The organism is Sphingobium phenoxybenzoativorans, from assembly GCF_001757355.1.
Taxonomy (GTDB): Bacteria; Pseudomonadota; Alphaproteobacteria; order Sphingomonadales; family Sphingomonadaceae; genus Sphingobium; species Sphingobium phenoxybenzoativorans.
On the sequence record NZ_MINO01000012.1, the window covers coordinates 79,785 to 104,316 of the forward strand.

Consider the following 24,532-nt stretch of genomic DNA (forward strand, 5'->3'; position numbering starts at 1 on the left):
AACCTAATGACCGGACTAGCGCGTGAAAGACACTGACGAAGACGCTCGCATCCTTGCAGAGTTTGCCCGAACCGGAAGCGGTCCTGATCCCTTCTCGTCCGCGGTCCGAACGACGCGGATGCCAATGCTGATCACCGATCCCGGCCAGCCGGACAATCCCATCGTTTTTGTCAACGATGCGTTCTCGCGACTCACCGGCTATGGCCGTCATGAAATTATTGGACGCAATTGCCGGTTCCTCCAGGGACCAGAGACCGATCGTAGCGAAGTTTCTCGGCTACGCGACGCGATCGCGGCGAAAACGCCCATTGAGTTGGACCTGCTCAACTACAAGAAGGATGGCGCGAAATTTTGGAATCGTGTGCTGGTTTCGCCTGTTTTCGACGTTGATGGCGCGCTGACTTACTTCTTCGCCTCCCAGTTCGACGTTACGCTCGAGCGTGAGCGCTTGGCTCAACTGGAGCGGGAGCGCGGCGATCTTGAATCCGAGGTTGCTCGCCGCGACGCCGAACTGATCGCAAGCGAGCAGCGACTTCGCTTCGCCCTGAAGGCGGGCCAAATGGGCTCGTGGAGCCTGGACATCCAGTCGCAGCGGATGATCGCTTCAGAAGGGTGTAAGGAGAATTTCGGCCGGCCGGTCAGCGAACCTTTCTCTTATGACGACCTCATGGCAGCGGTTCACCCCGATGACAGGCAGATGCGCGATGAAGCAGTAGCGACAGCGATCGCTAAAGGCACGTTGCTCGATGTCGAATATCGACTGCTGACACCTGGTGGGGAGGAGCGCTGGGTCCAGATCCGGGGACAGGCAAACTACCGAGCAGACGGGACACCGCTGGCAATGATCGGTGTATCGCAGGATATCACGCGTCGGAAGCGGGACGAGGAGCATCGCAACCTCCTCGCCGGCGAGCTTAGCCATCGCGTGAAGAACAGCCTCGCCATGATCCAGGCGATCATTTCGCAAACGCTGCGCCGGGCCAATTCGCTGGACGAAGCTGGCGAGACGCTTCAGGCGCGTGTGTTCGCGATGGCTGCAGCAAACGACATTTTGGTGCAGCAAAGCTGGGAAGGCGCTTCGCTACGCGACCTCCTCAAACGCACGCTTGCCCCATTTGGCGCGGATGACGGAGCGCAATTTCACCTCGCCGGGCCAGACGTCAGCCTTCCCCCTCGCATTGCAACGTCGCTCGCGCTTGCCATGCACGAAATGGCAACCAACGCTTCGAAATACGGAGCGCTGTCGGTCGATGAAGGGGAAGTTCGCATTGTCTGGGAAATAGGTACCGATCAAGATACCCGGCGCTTGTTGCTGCGCTGGACAGAGGCTGGCGGCCCTCCCGTTTCTACGCCTGATCGATCAGGGTTTGGGACAACGCTGATAGAGCGGGTGCTCGCGCGCGACACGGGTGGCACAGCCAAAATTGATTATGCGCCTCATGGCGTAACTCTGGTTATCGACGCCCCGCTCCATAACGACGGCTTGTAGATTTGATAATAAGGCCGCCAAGTGCTGGCTGGATCCACAAAGTTGGCCCTAACGGACGTGCTGATGTTCACGGAATCCGGTCGGCCGCCACGATATGCAGAAAATCGCGCAGCGCCGACCGCGGCCGCGCCAAGGGTTCAGGTTCGAGCATGGGAAGGGAGATAGACAGACCGTCCGGTCGAGGCAAATGCCCCGACCGGGTTCAGAAGCGCCGGCCACCCCCAACAAGGTCGCAGTCTCCCCGAAAGGCGTAGTCGGCAGTCCCCACGATCGTGATCCGGCCGCTGCGGCGATCGATCGCAATCCGCGGCTTGTTGAGCCCGTTCAGTCGATAGGTCGCCGTGATCCGGTCGGGCGCGAGTGCAACGTCAGACAGGTCCCACCAGCCATCCTGGCCGTGCGAATTGATCGGCGGGATCAGCTTCTTCGGCAGTCGGATCCGACCGCCGCCCTGCCAAAACTGGAGCATGAGCGATGCGTCGAAATGCTCCTGGGTCAGTCCGTTCTGCGTCCCATAATTATAGCGTCGTCGCCGGTCGTCCCACGTCCAGGTCGGACTGCTGGCGATGGTCGGCCTTTGCCCGTCGCCGAAGCAGACAAGGCCGAGTTCCACCTCACCGGCCGCCGCGGCCGGACCATTCTCGACATAGCTTGGCGCGCCCGTCCGGGGCGCCGGCAAGCCGCCCGCGAGTCGCGGCGGGTCTCTCCGCCGATCGCCGTGGGACGCCGCATCACGCCCGCAGTCGGCCGGCGGCGTGGCCAGGATGGCAGAATAGCGCCCGTCAGACGTCGTGACCGAGAGGCATTCGCGGAGACCGCCATGCCACCAGTAGCTCCATTTGCGATCATCACCGGTTTGGGTGCGAACGAACACATAACCGCGTCGCTGGAGTTCGCTTTCCCCGCTCGATCCCCGGGCTCCCACCAGATCGGCGACTGCCGGCGGTGTCTGCGCTGATGAGGGATATGCCGCGCAGCAAAGCAAAAGGGGTAGCACGCGATGCCTACGCATGAGCCAGTCCTTTCATCCCCCGGCCGCCATTCTAGCGAGTGAACAGAACCCCGACCAGAATAAGCAGGGCGAAGCTTTCCACAAAGCACCGTAGCGTATCGCCCACCGCACGGATTAGGCCGATCTTGCGCTTCGCGGCGAACCAGCGCGCCTCGGCCGTCATGAAATGTAGGAACGCCGCTGCGAGAATGGCAAGGCACGCGATCCGCGCCAATGACCAGCCGAGCGTCGCCAGCGTCGTGCTCAGGCTGAGCCCAAGCGCGAACAGGGCGGCGGGATAGCATTGCGCATAAAATGGCTGGCGCAGGCTCTCCCGGTCGATCGACTGGTGCGTCGCGCGTAAGAGGCGGAGCGCATAGACCAGCGGAAAGATCGCGAAGACGAACACGCGCAAGAGAAGCGCGCTGCTGTCATCGGTGATAGTGGCGGCGAGGCCATGGCGGTCAGCGACGATCTGGTCTGTCTGGCCAAGGGCGACCGCGAGGCCGTGGGCAACCAGCAATGTAAGGATCAGGAAAAGCGGCGGGCTGAGCGCGTTGGAATATTGCTTGTCTTCGGGAAGAAGCAGTTGTCGGTCCGCATAGGCCATCATGTCCAGCGGCCTGGTCATCGCCCGCCAGAATGTAAGCGGATAGAAGACGAGCCAGCTCATCACCTCGTAAAGAAGCTCGTCGAGCGAGTTGAGCCATTTCATGAAGTCCATCGGCCTATGATCAGCCCAAAAGGTGCTTCAAAGCAATTTTGAAATCGTAGCGCGGCGGCGAGCCGACGGGCGAACAGCGATTCAAGTCGACCAGGAAAGCCTCACCGGACCCCTCGTTAATCTGGCGACCGCCCATATTCCCCCTTACGCCTGAATCTGTCAGCCTTGGCGGGCGACCCGCCCCATCCCGTTTCAGGTTGCTTGTCCCAGCATTTGCGCAACTGCCTTTGACCCGAGGCGCGTTAAGTACATGACAGGGCCCTGCCTCCTCGCTATTGGCGTTTCTCGTGCATCGGCTGCGTCGCCTCGTCCTTGCCAATCGGCCCTTCGCCTGCGCGATCATCGCACTTGCGCTGATCATGAAGATCGCCATTCCCTCCGGCTTCATGCCGACCGTGTCGAACGGCCAGATCGTCGTTAGCGTCTGCTCCGGCATGGGACCGACCACGATGGTGATCACGATTCCCGGCCTAGAGCACGGGAAATCGGACGGCGGAAGCCAGCACGGCAAGACGGAGCAACCCTGCGCGTTCGCGGGCCTTTCAGCGCCATCGTTGGCGGCAGCCGACCCGATCCTGCTGGCAGCAGCCATCCTGTTCGTGCTGGCGCTCGGCATGCGTCCGCTGCTGCTTACGGCGGCAAGCGCATCTCCCTATCTTCGACCACCGCTAAGGGGTCCCCCGGCAATCTGATTTCATTGGTCGCATGAGCGAGGGTGGGACGCGGGCACGCATTGGCGTGCCCGCGGACCGCGCGCTGATGCATCCGTATTAGATCGTCCGGCCTGAGTGCGTCATTGCCTCGGCCTGGCGTGCCGAGGAATCATCACATGAACAGTTTTGTCGCCGGACCGGCGGGCCTCTCGCCCGTCGCCGTGACGCGCAACCGTCATCTGGCTGCGCAAGATCCTGCGCCCTTTATATCGTGGCTGCGCCAAACCCGGCGTTCGGCGTGGCTCGCAATCGGCCTGTGTCTGCTGTTCCGGGCCGGTGACGCGCTAATTCATGACGGGTCGCTTGCGCCCGGATCGCCAGCTCTGGCGGCGGGCGTTGCACGATGACGGAGATCCTTTCGTCTGACCGGGCAGGCCCATGGGACCGCGCGGCGGGCGATGCCGCCGAGATCCGCATGGTGTCGCCGCGTTCGACGCTGCCCTTTCCAGGCCGCTATCTGCTGATCGCTGCCAGCGCGACCGCGGCGCTCGTCTCGCTGCGCTTCGTGCTGCTGGGCGCTTGGCCGGTGCTGATCTTCTCGATGCTGGACATCGGCGCGCTCGCTGTCGCGCTGCACATCTTTAACCGCAGCCCCGTGCCCGAAGAACGACTGCGCGTGGTCGGCGGACAGGTCGAGCTGGAACGGATGGACGGTCGCGGTCGGCGATCGCGCATTACGTTGCCCGCCTTCTGGACACGGCTGGAAGCGAGCGGTCGCACCGAACTCGACCATGAGCTGTGGCTCGTGTTTCGGCGCGAGCGCCATCGGATCGGGCAATGCGTGTCGGCGGACGAGCGGCGCGCGATCGAACCGCGCATCCGCGCCATCCTCGAGCACGCGCGCGGCCGGTTTGCATGACATCGCGTACCCGCATCCTGCTTCGCCAGTTCCATCTCTGGCTGGGGCTTGGCCTGGGCGGGCTGTTCGCCCTGCTGGGGCTGACCGGCTCGGCGCTCGTCTTCTACATCGAGATCGACCGGGTGCTGCATCCGGCGGTCGAGCAGCATGTGAGCACGTCCGCACCGGACTGGGATTCCCCCACATGGGACCGTACGCTCGCGACCGGGCGGGCGCGCTGGCACGATCCGCACGGCAGCTGGTCGTTCGAGGCCACCGGAGAGGGCGGCGCGATTCCGGCGCGCTATTACCCGTCCGATCATCACAGCCATCACGCCGAACGCGAGATGGTGTGGTTCTCAGCCGACGGCGAGCGCGTGCTACGCGCCGAGCCGTGGGGCGGCTATCTGATGAGCTGGCTCTACGAGCTGCACATGCATCTGCTCGCCGGGGAGGTCGGCAGCCAGATCGTGGGCTGGTCGGGCTTCGCGATGCTGGTGCTGCTGGTGAGCGGCATAATCGTGTGGTGGCCACGCGGGTCCTGGCGCAAGGCGCTCGCCTTCAAGCGTCACGCCGCGCCGATCCGACGGCTACGCGATTTGCACAAGCTCTCTGGCGTGTGGAGCATGGCCTTGCTCTTCATTCTGGTCGGCACAGGCGCGCTGCTGGCGCTGCCGGCGATCAAGACGCAGCTCCTGACGGCCGCGATCACAGCGCCGGACAAGGTGCCCGACCCGCAATCCAGCGCATCGAGCGGCCAGCAGATCCCCATCTCCGAGGCGCTCGCCGCCGCGCATCGCGCCGCGCCGGACGCGCGGCTGGCCTTCATCGACGTTCCGGGGATCGGATCGGAGCCGTTCCGGATGCGCGTGCAGATGCCGGGCGATCCGCACCGCCGCTTCCCGAGCAGCTTCGTCTTCGTCGATCAATATTCTGCCCGTGTCCTGGCGGTGCATGATGTCCGGCAGGGCAATGCCGGCACGACGACCGCCAAATGGATCCGCGTCCTGCACGACGGATCAGTTGGCGGTCTCGCGACCCGCATCCTCGCCATCATCCTCGGTCTGGTTCCTCTCGGTCTGTTCGTGACCGGGTTCCTTCACTGGCGCCGGCGCCTCGCCGCCCGCGCCCAATCACATGCAACAGGGAGTCTCTCGTGAAAGCATCGCTCATCGCCATCGCCGCCTGTCTCGTCGCATCGCCCGCGCTCGCCCAGAGCGCCGACGACACCGATCGCCCGGAGCGCGACACGATCATCGTGACGGGCCAGCAGCTGGAAAAAGAGCCCGAAGTCTCCGGCCGGCTCGGCCTCACCATCCGCGAGACCCCGGCGGTGGTGGACGTCGTCACGCAGCAGGATTTCCAGCTGCAGGGTGTGCGCACCGCGATCGAGGCGATGAACGCCGCGCCCGGCGTCGCCTCGGGCAACCTGCCGGGGTCGATCGGCTCGGTCTCGATGCGCGGCTTCCACCGTGCGGTGAACTATCTTTACGACGGCGTGCGCATGGCCAATTCCGATGTGGGCCTGCGCAACTTCGACGCCTGGTCGTTCGAGCGGATCGAGGTGATCAAGGGGCCGGCCTCGGTCACCTCGGGCGAGGGCGCGCTCGCCGGCGCGATCAACTTCGTGCCGCGCCGCCCCAATCTCGATGGACTGAGCGGCGAAATGCTGGCGAGCTACGGCAGCTTCGATACCGCGCGCCTCGCGGGCGACATCAACGTGCCGCTCGGCAAGACCGTCGCGGTGCGCGGCGACGTCTCCTTCTCGCGCTCGTCGGGCTGGATCGACGACACCGACGGTCGCACCTTCGCCGCGACCGGATCACTACTGTTCAAGCCCAGCGACCGCTTCTCGCTGGTGGTGTCAGTCGATCATTTCGAGGATCGGTTCAACACCGCCTATTATGGCACGCCGGTCGTCTCGCGCGCTGTCGCGCGCGACCCCTCCTCGGCAGTGTCGGGCAGCTCAGGCCTCGTGCTCGACAAGGCGATGCGCCGCACCAACTACGACTACACCGACGGTCATGACGGGTCGAACACGACCTGGCTGCGCGCGCGGGCCGAGTATGCCCTGACCGACTCTCTCAAGATCATCAGCGACACGAGCTATTACGACAGCTTCCGCGATTATAAGGACGCCGACGAATATACGTTCAACGCGGCGACCGGACTGATCGGCAGGGGCGCGACCTACATCAGCCACGATCACCAGTACTGGAACCAGCGGCTGCACTTCGCCTTCGACGGCCGGATCGGAGGGCTTCGCAATCGCTTCACCATCGGCGCGGAATATGGCGAGACCGACTTCTTCACCGTGCGCCGCTTCGGCACCGGCACGGCGCTCGACCCGTTCAACCCGGTGCGCGGTACCTTTCCGGCCGACACGCCCGCCAATTTCGCCACGCGGCAGGACGTCACCGCCAAGGTCGACAGCTTCGCGATCTTCGCCGAAAACGCGCTCAACCTGACCGATGAGTGGCTGGTGGTCGGCGGCATCCGCTATGATGACGTCAAGCTCGACCGCCGCGTGCTCAATGCCACCAGCAGCGCGGTGCAGACCTACGGCCAGACCTATCATCCGATCTCATGGCGCGCCGGCACGGTCTACAGCGTCACGCCGCGCACCCAGCTGTTTGCCCAATATACCCATGCGGTGACGCCGGTCAGCGGGCTACTTTTCCTCAGCGCAGCCAACGCCGCGTTCAAGCTCACCACCGGCTACAGCTACGAAGGCGGCGTCAAGACCTCGCTCACCGGCACGGGCGTCGAACTGACCGCTTCGGCCTTCTATATCCGGCAGGATGACATCCTGACCCGCGATCCGACCAATCCCGCGGTCGTGTTCCAGGGCGGCGCCCAGCGGTCGAAGGGCGTCGAGCTGTCGCTGAGCCTACCGGTCACCCCGGAACTCAATGTGACGGCGAGCGGTACGCTGCTCGACGCCAAATATCTTGAGTTGATCGAGGCCGGCGGCGTCAATCGCGCGGGCAACCGGCCGCAGAACGTCCCCGAACGGCTCGCCGATCTGGTCGTGACTTACGCGCCCAAGGCTCTGCCGATCACGATCGTCGGCAGCATCCGCCACAATGGCGATTTCTACACCGAGACCGCCAACGTCACCAAGGTCAACGCCTTCACGACGTTCGATGCGGCGGTCTCGTGGAATGTGCCGTTCGGCACGCTGACCTTGCGCGGGCGCAACCTCACCGATGAGTTCTACGCCGACTGGTCGGGCTACGCCTCGGGCCTCGTCTTCGTTGGCGCGCCACGCAGCGTCGAACTCTCGTTCACCCGCAAATTCTGAGCCGCCCCGGCTCTTAAAAAATTCCAGAAAGTAACTGACGCGAAGACATCGATCATCGCACTGACCACGGCAATCGCAGTCGCATCCCCTGCTGTCTGAGCCACGCCGGATTTGCTGGAGGCTTTAACTCTTAAGTTGATGAAGCCTATATGAGCAAGACGATGAACAAGCTTGTGCCCGAGGTGCTCGAGCGGGCGATTCGGATGGAACTGGATCCAAGCGGAATTATGCATGGCGCTGTGCATCGCTGCTATTGATCGGCAAAAAGATCGACCGCTCGCCGCCAACCCTGAATTAGTGTGTGAAGAAGGCTGAGGTCGACAGCGGCAAGCGGGCGCGCGTCACAACCAATGTTGCGGACAAAATAAAGGCGCTGGAACGAAAGGTTCGCAAGCTGCGGCAAGCAAACGAGTGCTGGGCAAAGCGTCTGCATATTTTGCCTAGGCGCGGCTCAACCGCCCGTTCAAGCAATAATCGCATTCATCAACGATCACCGCGATGTCTAGTCCAGCAGCGCACCGATCGGCACTTCAAAATACAAAGCTAGTTTCTCGACCACGTTTATGGTCGGATTACGCATCCCGCGTTCAAGATCGCTCACATAAGTGCGATGAATCCCGGCTTCGAACGCAAACTGTTCCTGCGATAGCTCGCGCTCCTGACGGAGGCGTCTTAGATTGGCAGCGAGGCGTTGACGAACATCCACTTGCCGACCGTGAAACCATGTCGACAATCGTTCTACAGACGATGAGAGACAATTGACTTGACTTGAGCCCCGCATCCGAGCGCATTGCCTGTCACTGATTGTCGACAGGACTAGCATTATGAATATGCCTTGCCAGATTTCGCCGGACAGGTCCGAAAGGACCATCGCCCTCACCTATCATTCGTCCGCCCGCGAAAAAGCGTTCGAGCATGTGTTTCTGGGTCAGCTGTGCCTTGAGTTACTGGAGCGTGGCGTCGATTACTCGGTGCTCCATGCCGAAGTGGACAAGGACGGTTATGACCTAGTCGTGGAAGCAGGCGAGGTCATCCGCCATATTCAGCTCAAAGTGATGATCGCTGGCGGCGCTCGCGCAGACGTGTCAGTCAACACGAAGCTTGCTTCCAAGCCCTCTGGCTGCGTGGTCTGGCTTGTGTGGGATCCGACGATCCGAGACTTCGGCGCTATTCGCTGGTTTGGGGATAGTCCAGGAAACAAGCTTCCCGCTTTAGGCGATCGGATTGCGCGGCACAGCCGCGCCAATGCGCTTGGGATCAAGGCAGAACGCCTTGCGCATCGAATCGTCCCGGTTCGTCGCTTCGACAAGGTGGATAATATGGGCCGGCTGGTCGACATCCTGTTCGGAAAGGCCGGCATCCAGACCGACGGATCGCAGGAGTCGGCATGATGAGCTTCTCACTGCCCTGGTCCCTACCGATTATCTTGGGTGGTATAACGCTGTCCGCCATCCCATCGGCCGCTGTCGCGAAAAAGCCCCCCTCCCCGACCTGGCAAGCACAGCACATATCTGATCCTATCACGGGCGCCGCCCGCTGCGTTGTCTCCGCTTTGGACTATGTCGGGCGTACCCGATTCTCGCGTACCGGCTATCTCTACCCAATCGTCGAACTCAATGGCGCGGCTGGACTGCTGGTGGGGGTAAGTAGCGGTGGACGCTTCCGCCTGCCCACTGGCGATATTCTTTGGCGCGTTGATGATAAGCCATTTCGGGAACTCAAGGCCGCTGACAATCCGCCAGTCGCGGGCGGTGTCACTATGTCGGCACAGGGTGCTTCGGTGGATCCCGCGACGCAGGCTTTGCAGGAGGCCATGACCACGACCATGCGCATGGCTGCGGGCATGTCTGCGACCAGCACCCTGGCCAGCGGCGTTCGCGCCAAGGAGATGCTGGTGGAGTTGCGCTCCGGGCGCACGCTCCTTTTCCGCACGGCATCCGCGGCAACTAACTATGGACTTGCAGATCCAGGCATCAACCGAGTCGGGCAAATCAAGGATGGAGAATTAAGGCCAATTCCCCTCGACGAAAGCTTTGAACCGGCGCTGCGCGCCTGCAGCATTGAGTGACCAAGAAAAATAAATTACAGCAATCTCGGTTACTTATGGCTCATCAGGGACTAAATAGCGACTTATCTAGGTAGTATCTATTTACATCCTGATTGTACCGAGCGTATCACCCTCATCAGATTAGGAGGGTGACGTGACTGAAGCGGAAATGGATAAGATCACAATCGGCATGAAGGCGAAGGCCGAGAAGGTGCGCGCACTCAATGCGGCAGGGGTCTCGACGAGCGATATCAGCCGGTACCTCAAGATCCGCTACCAGCATGTCTATAACGTCCTCCTCCGATCGGGCGCGATCACCAAGGCTATGCCTGAAGCAGAGAAGTTAGAGATCGTCACCGCCCAAACGGACGTGAGCGGCAACATCATATTGCCCAAGCGCCTCCGCGAAAAATACGGCATTGTGCCAGGTGAACCGGTTTTCCTGCAGGTAGGCGAGACCGGGCTGACCCTGATTGGCAGGGCCACAGCGCTGCGCCAAATCATGCAAAGCGCCCAAGAGAAAATGCCCGATCAAGCCGCCCTTATTGAGGCGTTGCTAAGTAGCAGGCCGTCGGGGGGTTAACCTCTGGCGGCTGGGTAAATACATAGGAGTTACCTGTGAACATCACTGACGTCACCCGCGGGGAGGGATTGATCCACTCCCTGAAGGTAGAACTGCGCCTTGCGTCATCAAATCCGCCAAGCGCAATACCCGTACCCATAGCGATCGGCAGATCGAGCAAATTGCGTCCTCGATCCGCCAGTTCGGTTTCACCAATCCCATACTTATCGATGAGGAAGGGCGGATCGTTGCTGGCCATGGCAGGTTCGCTGCTGCCAAACTGCTCGGTATGGATGAGGTGCCGGTCATCGTCCTGACAGAGCTGTCGGAGGCTGAGCTGCGGGCTTATGCGCTTGCTGATAACAAAATCGCTCAGAATGCCGGCTGGGACGCCAAGCTCTTGGCGATCGAGTTTGAAGAACTGCATGCCATCGAGAAGGCGTTCGATTTGGAGATCACAGGTTTCTCCACCACCGAGATTGATCTCCTGAGCCAGATGACGCCGGAAGAGGCCAAGCTTGAGCATGTGCCCGAACTCGACAAGCGCGCGACCCGCGGCGTTGAGCGCGGTGACCTGTGGGTATTGGGTAAGCACCGCCTGTTATGCGGCGATACCCGAGATCCGGAGAGCTTCACGCGGCTCATGCAGGGCGACCTGGCGCGGCTCGTCTTCTCCGATCCGCCATTCAACGTAAAAATTGATGGGCATGTCGGAGGGCTGGGCAAGACGAAGCATGCCGAGTTTGCCATGGCCACGGGCGAGATGAGCAAGGAGGAGTTCACTCGCTTTCTTGAGACCGCATTCCGTAACGCGGCGGACGTTAGCATGGACGGCGCTATTCACTATCAGTGCATGGACTGGCGGCATATCGACGAGATGACGGACGCGGGGTCGGCAGTGTATAGCGACCTCAAGAATATCTGTGTCTGGGCGAAGGATAATGGCGGCATGGGCAGCTTTTACCGCTCTCAGCATGAGTTTGTATTCGTCTGGAAGGTTGGGTCGGCGCCCCACCTCAATACGGTCGAGCTGGGCAAGAACGGTCGATACCGCACCAACGTCTGGAACTATCGGGGCGCTACGAAGACCGGCCCTGACGCCGAACTCGCGCTGCATCCCACAGTAAAGCCTGTTCCTATGATCATGGACGCGATCAAGGATACGTCCAAGCAGGGCGAGATCGTGCTCGATCCTTTTGGCGGTTCGGGCTCGACGTTGATCGCAGCAGAAAAGACGAAGCGGCGGGCAAGGCTGATCGAGTATGAGCCCGGCTACTGCGAGGTGACGATCAAGCGCTGGCAGAAGCTGGTGCGGATGCCCGCAATCCTGGAAGCAACGGGTGAGACGTTCGAGGCAGTCTTGGCGCGCCGGTGCGAGGAGATGGAACGTCGGGCTGATGAGGCCCTGGGCCTTGGAGAAGCAGCATGACAGCCCGGAAAGCAGATGGCCGATTCAAACAGGGGGTGTCCGGCAATACGAAAGGACGCCCGAAATCCACGCGAAAGGAGTTGCGCACGCTTGCCGATTTTGATCGCGTAACACTCAAAGTCGCAAACCAGACGATGTTGGTGAAAACGGCGCAGGGCAAAGAGGAAACCATCTCGCGCTTCGAAGCGAACCTCCGCGCTCTTGCTAACGGCTCGGCCGAAAACAGGTTGGGATGCAAGAATTTCATTCAGTTCACCAGGGAGGCGGCGGCCGAAGAAACTGCTCGATTAAAGCGCCAGGCCATTCGGGAAGAATATGACAGCCAAACGGCCCTCGGTCGGCGGCCAGCCTATATGCGACCGGTGGACGAAGAGTTTTGATGCGAGGGGATTTGGATCGCTCCGTGCAAGAGCCACTCTCAGCGCGTAGAGAAGCTTCTTCGACGCACGCCTATCTCCGGATTCTGACGCAAGCTAATCGCCGTGTGACTATCAGAGACGCATTAGGCAAACGACGATATGTGACGCTGTTTGAGGCAAGGCTGATCGAACTCGCTTCTACGCACTGTCAGCGCCGGCTTCTTTGCGAGAACTTTATCAAAGCGGTTAGGCTCGCAGCGACGGAGCTTGGGCGCTTGAAAACATAGGCCACGCGGTCTGGAGCGAAAATACCGCCCGATATTCCGGAAACCCGCCCATATCGCCAAATGGCCCGGAATATCGGAGCTTTGTGCCGAAATACGCCAAATGCGCACCCAGCTTCAAAACAGGCAAAAAATGCCTGATGCATGGCGCGTAACGTCCTGAATCTGAATTATTTGGCGCCTGTTCTGCCTGATATGGTTTTTTGGCGCTAGACCGCAATAATATCACAAAGCACTGAAATATGGCTATATTATCCGGAGTTTCGCCGCTTCGAAAAGTGAGAAGCGGGAGAAAAAGTTTCAGACTAGTTCGCTCTGGACTGCAAGCCGCGCCAACCCCGTTCGCCGTCAGCGTTTCGCCATGAACAGGCCGATGACGGCCAGCGGCAGGCCGACGCCCAGCCATGCCGCCACATCATTCAGCCCATCGTCAAGCAGGCCGAGCACAAGACCGGCAAGCGTCGCAACGCCGATGATAGCTGGCCAGATCAGCGTCCGGCCGAGGCCGCGGCGGGGAATGCGGGTCATCCAGCCATAGTCAAAGACATGGGCGCGCGGCCACGTCCATTGCCCTTGCTGATCCAAAGATACAATCCGCTGCCAAGGACAATGATCGACACAATGTCGAGCAAGGCCCAGATGATCTTGAGCGGCAGGCCGCCATAATCCCCGAAATGCAGCGGCTGCGAGAGCAGCAGCGCCTGCATGTACCAGGGCATGGGCTTCACTGCGCTGAGCGCGCCGCTCCGCGCATCGACCAGCACCGGGGTCAGCAGCTTTTCCGTCGCGGTAGTCCGGCCCTGCAGGAAGATGGCGAGATGATGGCTGCTGCTGAACGTCCCGCCGGGAAAGGCCACAAATTGGGGCCGCATGCCGGGCGCCGCCTGCATCGCCTTGTCCACCGCATCCTGAACCGAGGACAGTTGGCGCGGCACCGGCAATCCCCGGTAGGGCGTAATCAGGGCCGCCAGTTCGCGCGCCTTCCAATAGTCGGTTACAGGCGTCGCGAGGGTATTGATGACCCCCGTCAATCCCACGACCAGCGCCCATAGCAGCGTCGTGACGCCCAGCAGGTTGTGATAATCGGTCCAGCGCACCCGCATCCTTTTGGTCCGCCGGATCGCGCCGAACGGAAGGCGCGCCATGAACGGCGCATAGAGTGCCACGCCGGAGACGATGGCCACCGCGAACAGCAGGCCCATCGCGCCCAGGAACAGCATGCCTGGCAGGCCAAGGAACATGTCGGTGTGGAGTTGCAGCAGGAAATCCATGATGCCGGCGCCCGCCCCCTCGTCGGCCGGCAGCACTTGTCCGGTCCGTTGGTCCAGCGACATGAAATGCATCGCCGCAGGCGGCGCGTCGGGCACTGGCCCGGTGGTGACATTGACCACGGGGCGATCCGTATCGAAGCTCATATAAAGCGGCACCTCGCCAGGCCGCGTCCGCAATGCCCGGTCAAGAATGCTGTCCAGCGAGAGCAAAGCCGTCCCTTCGGGCAGGCGGGCAAGCGCCGCCGGTTCCCGCGTCAGTCCATCAATCTCGTCATGGAAGATCAGCGGCAGCCCCGTCACGCACAGCATCAGCAGGAATGCCGTACAGACGAGGCTCGACCACTTATGGACGAACGCCCATGCCCTTATTGTGCCCGTACGCATCGGATGCCGATAGCATCGCGATCGCAGCAGGTCAGAATTTTTTGGTCACGGTCGCTATGATCTGCCGGTTCTGACCGAAGAAGCAGCCCTGCGGCGTGCAGCGGCCGGCATAGCGCTTGTCGAAGATGTTGCTGCCGTTCACCGCAAGACGCCATCCGGGAATGTCATAGTGCAGGGCGGCGTCGAACAGGGTGGTCGCCGGGCTGACCAGCGGAAGGCTGTTCGACTGGTTGCCCCAGCTTGAGCTGAGATAGCGGACGCCGACGCCTCCGCCCAGACCCGCCAGCGGACCAGTCGCCTTGATGTAATCGATGAACAGAGTCGCCTTGCTCTTGGGCGTCGCAGGCAGGCGCGCACCAAGCTGGTCAGCGTCATTGGCATCAGTCACCCTGGCGTTGGTGTAGGTGTAGGACGCATTGATGCTCAATTGCTCGTGAATGCGGGTCACCAGTTCCAGTTCGACACCCTCCGACGTCACTTCTCCGGTCTGGACCTGCGCATTGGCGGGGACGCCGCCAGTGCCCGCGCGCGGATCCAGCGTGGCCACATTGGACTGCTTGATGCGGAATATGGCGGCGGTGGCGAACAGCTTGATGTCGTTGCTCAGGCCCCGCGCATCATATTTGACGCCCGCTTCCCACTGCTTGCCTTCTGTCGGCTTGAACAGCGTACCGTCAAATGTGGCGCCCACGATCGGCTGGAAAGAGGTCGCATAGCTGACATAGGGCGCGATACCCATTTCGGAGACATAGGTGCCGCCCACGCGCCAGGTGAACTTGTCGTCCTTGGTCTTGGTGACCGGCGGGAAGGCGTAGCTGGTGCGCTCAACCCAATCCTGCCGTCCTGCAAGGCTCAGGATGAAGCCGTTCAGCTTGATCTGATCCTGCGCATACAGTCCGCTCTGCTTCAGCCGCACGTCCAGATAGGGCGCGCCCAAGGTCAGCGCGGGGATCGGGGTCGCGCTATACACCGGATCGAACAGATCGATGCTCGTGGCGCCGCCAAAGGCAAAGGCCGCTTGATTGCGGTAGTTGCGATAATCGAAGCCGGCGAGCAGGCGATGTTCCAGCGGGCCAGTGGCGAAGTTGGCGTCGATGCGGCTGTCGATCGCGAACTGCTTGCTCTTTTCCGACGATGGGAAGTTGGCGCGCGACACAGTGCGGTTGTCAGGGCCAAGGCCGGTTGGATAGACGACTTGCTGATATTCATCATAGTCGCGCCAGCTCGTATTCTGGGTGAAGGTCAGCGCGCTGGAGAAACGGTGCGTGAATTCATAGCCCGCGCCCCATTGTTCACGGCGATAGAAATTATAGTCCGGTTCGCCCAGATTGATGCCGCGCGACACCTTGCCGACCGGATTGGGATACAGCACGCCCAGCGCCGGCAGGAAGCCGTTGGTGTCGCCGCGCACCTTGTCCCACTGATAATAGCCAAGGCCGGTGATCTTCGTGTCCGGGCCGATCTGATAAGTGACCGCGGGTGCGGCATAGGTCCGCTTGGCGGTAACATAATCGGTTTGGCTGTCGCGATCGCGATACAGGCCGGTCAGCCGGGCGCTGAGGCCATTGGTCAGTTCGCCAGTGACGGTGCCTGCGATCTGCTTGTAATCGTCCGTGCCATATTTCGCCTGCACCTCTCCGCCAAATTGAGCCGACGGACGGCGGCTGGTCAGATTATAGATGCCGCCTGGCGGCGTGGTGCCATACAGAACGCTGGCCGGACCGCGCAGGATATCGATAGCCTGAAATCCATAGAGGTCGATGCCGACATTATCGATGGTCGAGCTGACCGGGGCCTGAAGTCCGTCGATATATTGCGTCGGGATGAAACCGCGCTGGCGGAGGAAATCGAAACGCAGGTCAGGACCATAATTTTCGCCGACCGCACCCGCCGTATAGCGCACCGCCTGCTGCACATCGATGAAGTTGAGCAGGTCGATCTGATCGCGGGAGATCACGGAAACCGACTGCGGCGTTTCAATCAGCGGGACGGAAGTCTTGCTCGCGGTGATTGCGCCATCGGGCACGAAGCGGCGGGCGGTGACGATGATCGACCCGTCATCCTGCCGCGTGGTCTCCACGCTGGGCGCATCCTCCGTCACGTCCGGCTCGGCGGCCTGAGCATAGGCGGCCATGGGCGCGAGCGTGGCGGCGCCGGCCAACAGGATCGCGAACAGATGAGCAAAATTGCGGCGCGTAACTGACATGATCAAACCCCTCAGACCGGCTTCACCGCCCATTGCGGCAGCCGCCTTAAATGCGCCATTGCAGCAAGTGCGAATTAGTTGCAATAATTGAGATAGTCCGGATGCGATTTTTGGGGGCCACTGTTGCATTCTTGTCAAACAGCGCAAATACGCCGGTTCCGGTCGGTTAACGGCCAGCGATGGCACCTTCACAATCATGGCATGACCCATGGCGCTGACGGCCGCGCCTGATATCGGCCGCGACGGCGGCGCGGGGGCCATCGGCAAATGGTCGGGGCCTGCGCTGTTCACGGTCGGCTTTCTGGGCGTGACCGCTGGCGTGCAAATGAGCGACCGCGGCCTTCAGGCGATATTGCTGTCCGCCATTCAGAACAGTTTCGCCGTCAGCGACGCAACCATAGGCGCATTGCAGGGGCTGGCCGGCGTGTTGGTTGGCAGCGCGATCGCCGTGCCGCTCGCCCGCCTGGCCGATCGCCTGTCGCGCAAGGGGGTACTGCTTGGCCTGATCGTCGGATGGACCGCCCTGATGGCGCTCAGCGCGATCGCGCCGAATTTCCCTCTGTTCTTCATTGGCCGCGCGGCCTCCGGCGTTACCGAATTCGCGATGATCCCCATCGTCTATTCAATGATCCCCGACCTTGCGCCAGAACGGCATCGCGTGACCGCGAACCTGACCTTCGCGGCGCTGATGGCGGCCGGGGCCAGCGCAGGCTATTATTTCGGGGACGCGATCCTGCGGGCGGCGGACCTGCTGATACCCTTTGGCTTGGACCCGTGGCGCAAGGCGATCCTGCTGCTGTCCCTGGCGGGCGTACCCCTGTTGGCAGTCGGCCTCCCGACCGTTGACCCGCCACGGCGCATCATCGCGTCCGACATCGGAACGACCGGCTCGCTTGCCCTTTTCCTCCGCGACCGCTGGCGAGCGGTCGGCCTTTTCGTGGGGGTGGCGGGCAGCCTGATGATCGCGGTGCAGGCGCTCAATCCGTTGATTGCACTGGCGCTGGAGCGGCGCTTCAACGCGGACCTTGGCGTTATCGGGCACGCCCTGGGATGGGTGACGTTGATCACCAGCATCGGCTGCCTGCCGGTCGCCGGTTTTCTCGACCGCATGCTCGGCAAGCGCTTCGGCCTGTCCGCCCGGCCGATCATCATGGGGGTCAGCGCCGCCGCCGCGATCCCCTGCGCCGCCATGCTGATGGTCGCCAAAGACGTCGACTGGGCGCTGACGGTCGTGACCCTTTTCCTGTTCCTCACATGCACCGCGAACGCTCTGGTTCCGACAATGCTGCAGGACCTGACGCCCGCGTCGCTGCGCGCCCGCAGCTTCGCGATATGGAGCTTTGTGGTGTCGATATTCTGCGCCATTGGGCCGCTTGTCGCGGGCGCATTGTCCGACCTGTTCATGCACGGCCAGTTGCTGCTGGCGATAGCGATCACCGCCATCCCCGCCCTGTGCATTTCCGTTGGGTGCGCTGCGCGTTCCGCCATGCGTCCGTCCCGGCAATAGCTTCGCCTTTCGGCAAAGCTGCCACCCTCGTTATGACGCGGGCGTTATCATTGCCGTAACGGAAAGATGGGCATAGGAAGCCGCGGAGAAGGAATTCGACACGTCCAACCCGACATACGGCAGCGGCGTCACATCCAGCGCCAGCTTTCAGGAGATATAATCCATGTCACTTCGCATCAACGCTCAGGCCCCCAATTTTTCGGCGGAGACCACACAGGGCACGATCGATTTCCATGAATGGATCGGCGACGGTTGGGCGATCCTGTTTTCCCACCCCAAGGATTTCACGCCCGTCTGCACGACCGAGCTTGGTTATATGGCGAAGCTGAAGCCGGAGTTCGACAAGCGGAATACCAAGATCATCGGTCTCAGCATCGACCCGGTCGGCAACCACGCCAAATGGGCGGAGGACATCGCCGAAACCCAGGGAACAGCGCCCAACTATCCGATGATCGGCGACACCGACCTGAATGTCGCCAAACTCTACAATATGTTGCCGGAGGATATTGACGGCGGTTCGGACGGCCGCACCGCCGCCGACAACGCAACCGTGCGGACGGTGTTCATCGTGGGACCGGACAAGCGCATCAAGCTGATGCTCAGCTATCCCATGACCACAGGACGCAATTTCGACGAGATACTGCGCGTGCTGGACTCCATCCAGCTCACCGCCCGGCATCGCGTTGCCACCCCCGTCAACTGGCGGGATGGAGACAAGGTGATCATCGCCGGGTCGGTTTCGGACGATGAAGCCAGGACCATCTATCCCAATGGATGGGAAGCGCCCCGCCCCTATCTGCGGATCGTGCCCCAGCCGGAATAATCGGCACGGCCAAAGGCCATCCTTGCGCGTGGCGTTCAGCGTTCGCGCGGCGGGGCGATTGCAGCATATAGGCCGGGCGAAACCGGAATCTTCGCCCGGCCGCTCTCAACATTACATCTGAGTCAGATGCCTGATAAAGCGACCGGCCGGATTGCGGCGTGGGCGCACCGCGTCTAGGCACCTGATCAATGCCCTTTGCCTCCCCCCGGCATCTGTCTGACGACGATAGCGCGCCGTTGCGGCGCCGGAGCCTCGCGCTGTTGCTGGCGGTGGCGCTGCACGCGCTCATCCTGCTGCTGTTTTTCACGCTGGCCCCGTCCGTGCATCTTCCCAAGATGGAGCGCATGCCGACCACATTCTCGCTGACGCCCGACCGGAAACAGGCGGCAGAGCAGAAGGAGTCCGGGGCCGAGACGAAAAAGGCCAGTGGCGGCGCACCGAAAAAGCCTGCAGAAAAGCTTGTCGAAAAACCCGTTACGCCCAAACCGCCCCTACCCGATCTGCCCTTCGTGACGTTGAGCAGGGAGGATTTCGCCGCCGCCGACATTTCCAAGATGCCTCCGCGTGCGGGAGCGGGACAATCGGCGGGACCGGACAGCGGCAAGGGCAGCGCCGCCGCCTATGGTCCCGGCGAAGGGCCCGGCGGCGAACAGCTTTATGACGCCGACTGGTATCGCAAACCCACACATGCCGAGCTTGCGACCTATATGCCGCCGGGCAATAGGCAGACGGGCTGGGGCCTGGTCGCATGCAAGACGGTCGAGGATTATCATGTGGAGAACTGCCAGGCGCTGGGCGAATCGCCCATGGGGTCGGGTTTTGCGCGCGCGGTCCGGCTTGCCGCGTGGCAGTTCCGGGTGATCCCGCCGCGGATCGGCGGACGGCCGCAAATCGGGACATGGGTGCGCATTCGCATAGATTATATCGAGGGGGAGATTAGGCCCCGATAAGAAGGCATCCCCGTGGCCGCGCCGCTGGCGAAAGCCTGCAGACGCGGCCGACACCGCGACTGGCGGCATCAGTCCGAAAGGGGATGGACCAAAGCCTGCAACACGGCAGCAGGCAAAGAGTTCCGCTCAGCCCTCCGCCAGCGCCTCTGTGATCAGTTTACGGCTGTTTTCTATGCCGTAGAGCGCGATGAAGCTGCCCATGCGCGGGCCTTGGTCGGCACCGAGCAGGGTCTGATACAGCGCCTTGAACCAGTCGCGCAGTTCGGCGAAGCCGAATGCTTCATCCTTGCCGATGGCGTAGACGATATTCTGGATGTCCTCCCCAGACGCATCGCCGGGCAATGCCGCGAGTTCCGCGTCCAGCTTGCGCAGCGCCGCCGCCTCATTGGCCTCCGGCGCGCGGCGCTTGAGCGTCGGGGCGACGAAATCGCGATGATAGGCCAGCGCATGACCGATCAGCCGGTCAAGGTCGGGATAGGTTTCGGGGCTGGCGTCCGCGACATAGTTGCGCAGATAGCCCCACACCTGATCCCGGCTCGCGTCGCCCATCACGCCGACAAGGTTGAGCAGCAGGCCGAATGTCACCGGCAGGCTGCCCTGCGGCAGAACGCCGTCATGAATATGATGGACCGGATTGCCCAGCTTCTGCTCAATCGCTTGGTTCGGATAATTGCCGCGGAACTGCCAATATTCATCCACGGCGCGCGGGATGACGCCCATATGGAGCTGCTTCGCCTTTTTCGGCTCGCGATAGGCGTAGAAGGCCAGGCTCTCCTGCGGGCCATAGGTCAGCCATTGTTCGAGGCTGAGGCCGTTGCCCTTCGACTTGGAGATTTTCTCGCCCTTTTCGTCGAGGAACATCTCGTAATTGAAGCCCTCCGGCGGACGGGCGCCGAGCGCGCGGCAGATTTTCGAGCTTTGCGTGACGGAATCGATCAAATCCTTGCCCGCCATCTCATAGTCGACGCCAAGCGCGACCCAGCGCATCGCCCAGTCGACCTTCCACTGCAGCTTCGCGCCGCCGGACAGAATCGATTGCTCGACCGTCTCTCCTTCGTCGACAAAGCGGACCAGCCCTGCCTCGGCATCCACCACCTCGACCGGAACCTGAAGGACGATACCGCTTTTCGGGCTGATCGGCAGGACAGGCGAATAGGTCGCCTGCCGCTCCTTGCGGAGTGTCGGCAGCATGATGTCCATGATCGCCTGATAATGACGCAGCACGCCCTTCAACGCCTCGTCGAACGCGCCCGAGCGATACTGCTCCGTCGAGGACATGAATTCATAGTCGAAGCCGAAGCGGTCGAGGAAATCCCGCAGCATCGCATTGTTATGATGCGCGAAACTCTCAAACTTGCCGAAGGGATCGGGAATTTCGGTCAGCGGCTTGCCCAGATGTCCGGCAAGCATTTCCTTGTTCGGCACATTGTCCGGTACCTTGCGCAGGCCGTCCATATCGTCGCTGAACGCGATCAGCCGCGTGGGAATGTCCGACAGGGCATGGAACGCCTGCCGCACCATCGTCGTGCGCAGAACCTCATTGAAAGTGCCGATATGCGGCAGGCCGGAGGGGCCATAGCCGGTTTCGAACAGCACATGCCCTTTATCCGGCGCGCCATTGGGATAGCGCTTCAGCAGCTTGCGCGCTTCCTCATAGGGCCAGGCCTTCGATGCGAGCGCGGCGTCGCGCAGGGTGGTGATGTCGGTCATGGCGCTGGCCTTTAGCGGTAGTTTCCCGTCTCTTTAAGTCTTTTTCAGTCTCCGCCGTTATTGGAAGGCGCATGCGTAACGATCCCGTCCTCCGCGCCCAGGCTCATGACCGGTCCATGCGCGCCTTGCTGCAGGCCGAACTGGCCCCCGGCGAGCGCACATTGTGGAGCGGCGCGCCAGACGCCCGGCGCATGAAGGCGGATTTCGTCATCTGGGCCTTCGCCATTCCCTGGACGGTCTTTTCCTGCGTCTGGACAGGGCTTGCCGCCAGTAGCTGGCTGGTGCGAATGCCGCGCACGGAAATGGAATGGGGCTTCGGCATCGCCTTCCCCCTGTTCGGCTTCCCCTTCATCCTTGTGGGCGTGTGGATGCTGAACCAGCCCTTCGCCAACCGGGCGAAAGCGCGCCGGACCATTTACGGCCTGACCGACCGCCGCCTGATCCGCGTGATCGACGGCAAGCAGCGCAAGGTCGAATCCGTCCGCATCGACCGGATGGGACCCATCGACTTTACGGTGGCGCGCGACGGCTGGGGCACGCTCAGCATCCAGACCGGCAGCCATGTCGACAGCGACGGCGACCGGGTGACCGACCGTTTCGTGGCGGCGGCGATCCCGGAGGCGGAGAAGCTGCACCGGATGATCGTCGCGCAGCAGGGCGCGTAATTGGACGATCAGTGGCGCGATGCGTTGGAGATGAATATCATTCCCCCGTTCGCTTCGAGCGTAGTCGAGAAGCCGCGCGCAAGGCTTCTCGACTACGCTCGAAGCGAACGGAGGTGGTATGACGAAGGCGACCGTTACGGTTTCCGAAAAATTAACCATGCAGGCGTAACGATACACGCGAAAGGGTGGAACGATGCAGGCACGCGGACGTAAACGGATAGCGGTTGAGATCGCCGTGACGGTGACGACCGTGCTTGACTCCCAACAGGGAACCATCGTCGACCTGACCGAGGACGGCGCGCTGATCACGGGCGCGAGCATGGCGCAGGGCAGCCAGATCGTCATCGACCTTGACGGTGACAGCATTTTCGGCCGCGTGATGTGGTCGGAAGTCGATCGCATGGGCGTCCGCTTCCCCTTCCCGCTTGGCGAAGGCCCGCTCCATGCGGCGCTGGAAATGGCGCGCGCGGCGGTGAACATGCCGCCATTGCCGAGGCAGGCGGCAGCAGCGCGCGGCGGATTCGGGCGGCGGGTTGCCCGCTGACGGCTGCAATCCGGGGGACCCGAAGCGCGTTCGGGCCGATAAATCCAACGAAGTTGCGGAAGTTGCGGGTTGTGGCGCGATTTGGCCGGATTTTGCCCGGAAAGTCGCATGTAGGTCGCACAAAAGTCCCATGTAGGTCTCACCCGCGTCCCACTTGCGTCTCACATACGTCCCACTTGCGTCCCATGTGCGTCTCACTTGAGTCTCATCTACGTCGCACCTGCGTCCCATGTACGTCCCACTTGCGTCGCACTTACGTCCCACATGCGTCGTATGCACATCGCACATAGGTCGCACTTGCGTCCCGGTTGCGTCGCATCGGCGCGTTGGCCGGATCGTTGAGGCGATGCCCCGCAGGCGGGTTTTGCATGCTGTTCCATGTGGGGAAGTAGAGCATGGACGCCGGGTTGTAGGACAGGAGTTTGGCTTTGGCCGGGCGTTCCAGAACCGCCAGATACGAAGGCTTCGTCATGCCCTCATCCGTCATCCCGGACTTGATCCGGGACCCATCGCGCCATGGGCACCCAAGGCGTATAGAGGAGAGATGGGTCCCGGCGTTCGCCGGGATGACGAAGGGTTGTGTTGGCGAACGACCATAAGCGGACTCTCTCTCTCCGTTCGCCCTGAGCTTGTCGAAGGGCTGCACTTCTTCTCAAGAACAGGACAGGGCTTCGACAAGCTCAGCCCGAACGGATCAGGGAGAGCTGTCAGACCGCTAACCACCCTTCTCGTCATCCCCGCGAAGGCGGGGACCCAACGCGCCTTGGGCGTGCAAGGCGTAGGAGGGGAGATGGGTTCCCGCTTTCGCGGGAATGACGAGTCATACGAGAGCTAAGGCAAGTATCCACCCATTTCAGCCGCCAAGTTCCCCACCCTGCAAGGGAGGAGCTAGGGGTAGGTATGCCGCGTCAGCGGCAGCTTGTCGGGGTAAGCCGGGTGCTCGCTTCGCTCGCGACCCACCCCCTTCGTCATCCCGCACGTGATGCGGGATCTATTGGCTCTACGCCCGCGTGACTGCACAAGCTCTTGCGCTCATGAATCCCGGATCACGTCCGGGATGACGAAAATGTGTTACGGCACAATGTCCACTCCCCTCATTTCAGCCGCTCACTCTCATAATGGCGCGCCAACGCGAAAAGCAGGTTTCCCCTTTGTTCCGCTTTCCCTAAGAGGGGAAGCGCATGGCATCTCCCTCCCCCCTTTCCTTTCCGGCGCTGCACGCCAGCCATGGCGGCATCTGGATGCGCGAGGGTGGCGAGACGCGGGAGGCGTCCAAGGGGCGGGCCATCTCCATCGCGGCGGAGACGCCGGTCATTCTGCTGAATGCGCCGCTGGCCGGGCAGCGGCTGGGCTATCCTGAGCTGAACGGCCTCGATCTGCTGGAGCTGTGGGCGTTCGTCCATCCGGCGCGATTTCTGGTGCCGACGCCGAAGGGGCTGGCCGAAGCGCTGGGGCTGGAGACGCCGCAGCGGGAGGGCGACATTCCCGCGCTCTACCATGCCGCCGCGCAGGCGCTGATCGCGACGCTGGCCGACCCGGAATGGGCGGAGCGCGAGGGGGCGTGGACGGCGGCGCAATCGCTGCACCGGCTGCGCTGGCCCTGGGCGCAGCTTGTGACGCCGCATCTGCCGACGCCGAAGGAGGCCGAGCGCTGGCTGTTTTCCAAGCTGCCGGAATGGGAGGAGGGCGCCGCCCGTCCCGCGCCGCGCACGGTGACGCTGAACGGCGAGGC

General features: G+C 62.1%; 24 protein-coding genes and 1 pseudogene. 17 read left to right on the forward strand and 8 right to left on the reverse strand.

Going from position 1 to position 24,532, the window contains the following annotated elements; genetic code table 11:
• The first annotated feature begins 22 nt into the window (after positions 1-22).
• Positions 23-1,489: an HWE histidine kinase domain-containing protein gene (locus tag BHQ40_RS08905; RefSeq protein WP_070154983.1), complete on the forward strand. Its 1,467-nt coding sequence runs from the start codon at positions 23-25 to the stop codon at positions 1,487-1,489.
• 202 nt (positions 1,490-1,691) lie between these two features.
• Here the strand turns inward: BHQ40_RS08905 and BHQ40_RS08910 are convergent, their stop codons facing one another.
• Entirely contained in the window at positions 1,692-2,363 is a 672-nt protein-coding gene (locus BHQ40_RS08910) for a hypothetical protein (RefSeq protein ID WP_253183301.1), read from the reverse strand.
• A gap of 169 nt (positions 2,364-2,532) precedes the next feature.
• The gene (locus tag BHQ40_RS08915; RefSeq protein ID WP_171905813.1) at positions 2,533-3,195 is read right to left on the reverse strand and encodes a hypothetical protein; all 663 of its coding nucleotides are present in this window, start codon (positions 3,193-3,195) and stop codon (positions 2,533-2,535) included.
• A 296-nt stretch (positions 3,196-3,491) separates the two neighbouring features.
• On the opposite strand from BHQ40_RS08915, the gene BHQ40_RS08920 reads away from it, so the two are divergent.
• The 5 genes from BHQ40_RS08920 to BHQ40_RS08940 all read left to right on the forward strand — a co-directional run bounded on the left by BHQ40_RS08920 (position 3,492) and on the right by BHQ40_RS08940 (position 8,059).
• Entirely contained in the window at positions 3,492-3,896 is a 405-nt protein-coding gene (locus BHQ40_RS08920) for a hypothetical protein (RefSeq protein ID WP_070154988.1), read from the forward strand.
• Between the two features lie 137 nt (positions 3,897-4,033).
• Positions 4,034-4,264 (forward strand): hypothetical protein, encoded by a 231-nt coding sequence (locus BHQ40_RS08925; protein ID WP_070154990.1) that lies wholly within the window; start codon positions 4,034-4,036, stop codon positions 4,262-4,264.
• Positions 4,261-4,776: a DUF2244 domain-containing protein gene (locus BHQ40_RS08930; protein WP_070154992.1), complete on the forward strand. Its 516-nt coding sequence runs from the start codon at positions 4,261-4,263 to the stop codon at positions 4,774-4,776. The genes BHQ40_RS08925 and BHQ40_RS08930 overlap by 4 nt, the downstream gene beginning before the upstream one ends.
• A complete protein-coding gene (locus BHQ40_RS08935; protein WP_070155056.1) occupies positions 4,773-5,915 on the forward strand; it encodes a PepSY-associated TM helix domain-containing protein in 1,143 nt (380 codons plus the stop codon). The genes BHQ40_RS08930 and BHQ40_RS08935 overlap by 4 nt, the downstream gene beginning before the upstream one ends.
• Positions 5,912-8,059 carry a TonB-dependent receptor gene (locus tag BHQ40_RS08940; protein WP_171905808.1) on the forward strand — a complete coding sequence of 716 codons (2,148 nt, stop codon included), beginning with the start codon at positions 5,912-5,914 and terminating at the stop codon, positions 8,057-8,059. The genes BHQ40_RS08935 and BHQ40_RS08940 overlap by 4 nt, the downstream gene beginning before the upstream one ends.
• Positions 8,060-8,561: 502 nt before the next feature.
• On the opposite strand, the gene BHQ40_RS24990 is transcribed toward BHQ40_RS08940, so the two are convergent.
• A complete protein-coding gene (locus BHQ40_RS24990) occupies positions 8,562-8,765 on the reverse strand; it encodes a helix-turn-helix domain-containing protein (RefSeq protein WP_083276808.1) in 204 nt (67 codons plus the stop codon).
• 211 nt (positions 8,766-8,976) lie between these two features.
• Between BHQ40_RS24990 and BHQ40_RS08945 the strand changes: the two genes are divergently transcribed.
• From BHQ40_RS08945 to BHQ40_RS08965, 5 genes are all read left to right on the forward strand, one after another.
• Positions 8,977-9,450 carry a hypothetical protein gene (locus tag BHQ40_RS08945; protein ID WP_139139246.1) on the forward strand — a complete coding sequence of 158 codons (474 nt, stop codon included), beginning with the start codon at positions 8,977-8,979 and terminating at the stop codon, positions 9,448-9,450.
• Entirely contained in the window at positions 9,447-10,127 is a 681-nt protein-coding gene (locus BHQ40_RS08950; protein ID WP_070154994.1) for a hypothetical protein, read from the forward strand. The genes BHQ40_RS08945 and BHQ40_RS08950 overlap by 4 nt, the downstream gene beginning before the upstream one ends.
• Before the next feature lie 133 nt (positions 10,128-10,260).
• Positions 10,261-10,689, forward strand: a complete 429-nt coding sequence (locus tag BHQ40_RS08955; RefSeq protein WP_070154996.1) for an AbrB/MazE/SpoVT family DNA-binding domain-containing protein — start codon at positions 10,261-10,263, stop codon at positions 10,687-10,689.
• Positions 10,690-10,795: 106 nt separating this feature from the next.
• Positions 10,796-12,097 carry a site-specific DNA-methyltransferase gene (locus tag BHQ40_RS08960; RefSeq protein ID WP_216094869.1) on the forward strand — a complete coding sequence of 434 codons (1,302 nt, stop codon included), beginning with the start codon at positions 10,796-10,798 and terminating at the stop codon, positions 12,095-12,097.
• Positions 12,094-12,477: a DUF5681 domain-containing protein gene (locus BHQ40_RS08965; protein WP_070155000.1), complete on the forward strand. Its 384-nt coding sequence runs from the start codon at positions 12,094-12,096 to the stop codon at positions 12,475-12,477. The genes BHQ40_RS08960 and BHQ40_RS08965 overlap by 4 nt, the downstream gene beginning before the upstream one ends.
• Before the next feature lie 611 nt (positions 12,478-13,088).
• On the opposite strand, the gene BHQ40_RS08970 is transcribed toward BHQ40_RS08965, so the two are convergent.
• Genes BHQ40_RS08970 through BHQ40_RS08980 form a run of 3 tightly spaced genes read right to left on the reverse strand, consistent with a single transcriptional unit; the run spans position 13,089 to position 16,601 of the window.
• A complete protein-coding gene (locus BHQ40_RS08970) occupies positions 13,089-13,268 on the reverse strand; it encodes a hypothetical protein (protein ID WP_070155002.1) in 180 nt (59 codons plus the stop codon).
• Entirely contained in the window at positions 13,265-14,395 is a 1,131-nt protein-coding gene (locus tag BHQ40_RS08975) for a PepSY-associated TM helix domain-containing protein (RefSeq protein WP_070155004.1), read from the reverse strand. Before BHQ40_RS08975 ends, BHQ40_RS08970 begins: the two co-directional genes overlap by 4 nt.
• 31 nt (positions 14,396-14,426) lie before the next feature.
• Positions 14,427-16,601 (reverse strand): TonB-dependent siderophore receptor, encoded by a 2,175-nt coding sequence (locus BHQ40_RS08980; protein ID WP_070155062.1) that lies wholly within the window; start codon positions 16,599-16,601, stop codon positions 14,427-14,429.
• A 208-nt stretch (positions 16,602-16,809) separates the two neighbouring features.
• On the opposite strand from BHQ40_RS08980, the gene BHQ40_RS08985 reads away from it, so the two are divergent.
• The 3 genes from BHQ40_RS08985 to BHQ40_RS08995 all read left to right on the forward strand — a co-directional run bounded on the left by BHQ40_RS08985 (position 16,810) and on the right by BHQ40_RS08995 (position 19,881).
• On the forward strand, positions 16,810-18,108 hold the full coding sequence (locus tag BHQ40_RS08985; protein ID WP_070155006.1) for an MFS transporter: 1,299 nt from the start codon (positions 16,810-16,812) through the stop codon (positions 18,106-18,108).
• Between the two features lie 163 nt (positions 18,109-18,271).
• On the forward strand, positions 18,272-18,931 hold the full coding sequence (locus BHQ40_RS08990; RefSeq protein WP_070155008.1) for a peroxiredoxin: 660 nt from the start codon (positions 18,272-18,274) through the stop codon (positions 18,929-18,931).
• A 188-nt stretch (positions 18,932-19,119) separates the two neighbouring features.
• Positions 19,120-19,881 (forward strand): hypothetical protein, encoded by a 762-nt coding sequence (locus tag BHQ40_RS08995; protein WP_070155011.1) that lies wholly within the window; start codon positions 19,120-19,122, stop codon positions 19,879-19,881.
• Positions 19,882-20,007: 126 nt separating this feature from the next.
• Here BHQ40_RS08995 and BHQ40_RS09000 read toward each other — a convergent pair whose 3' ends face one another.
• Positions 20,008-21,591, reverse strand: a complete 1,584-nt coding sequence (locus BHQ40_RS09000; RefSeq protein WP_070155014.1) for a lysine--tRNA ligase — start codon at positions 21,589-21,591, stop codon at positions 20,008-20,010.
• A 71-nt stretch (positions 21,592-21,662) separates the two neighbouring features.
• On the opposite strand from BHQ40_RS09000, the gene BHQ40_RS09005 reads away from it, so the two are divergent.
• Together BHQ40_RS09005 and BHQ40_RS09010 are read left to right on the forward strand one after the other, a co-directional pair.
• A complete protein-coding gene (locus BHQ40_RS09005; protein WP_070155016.1) occupies positions 21,663-22,256 on the forward strand; it encodes a hypothetical protein in 594 nt (197 codons plus the stop codon).
• Positions 22,257-22,449: 193 nt separating this feature from the next.
• Entirely contained in the window at positions 22,450-22,800 is a 351-nt protein-coding gene (locus BHQ40_RS09010) for a PilZ domain-containing protein (protein WP_070155019.1), read from the forward strand.
• Positions 22,801-23,053: 253 nt separating this feature from the next.
• Here the strand turns inward: BHQ40_RS09010 and BHQ40_RS09015 are convergent, their stop codons facing one another.
• Positions 23,054-23,272, reverse strand: coding sequence for a hypothetical protein (locus BHQ40_RS09015; protein ID WP_139139247.1), 219 nt, complete (start codon positions 23,270-23,272; stop codon positions 23,054-23,056).
• Positions 23,273-23,981: 709 nt separating this feature from the next.
• On the opposite strand from BHQ40_RS09015, the pseudogene BHQ40_RS09025 reads away from it, so the two are divergent.
• Positions 23,982-24,532 (forward strand): annotated as a pseudogene (locus tag BHQ40_RS09025) (ATP-dependent DNA helicase); the annotation flags it as partial.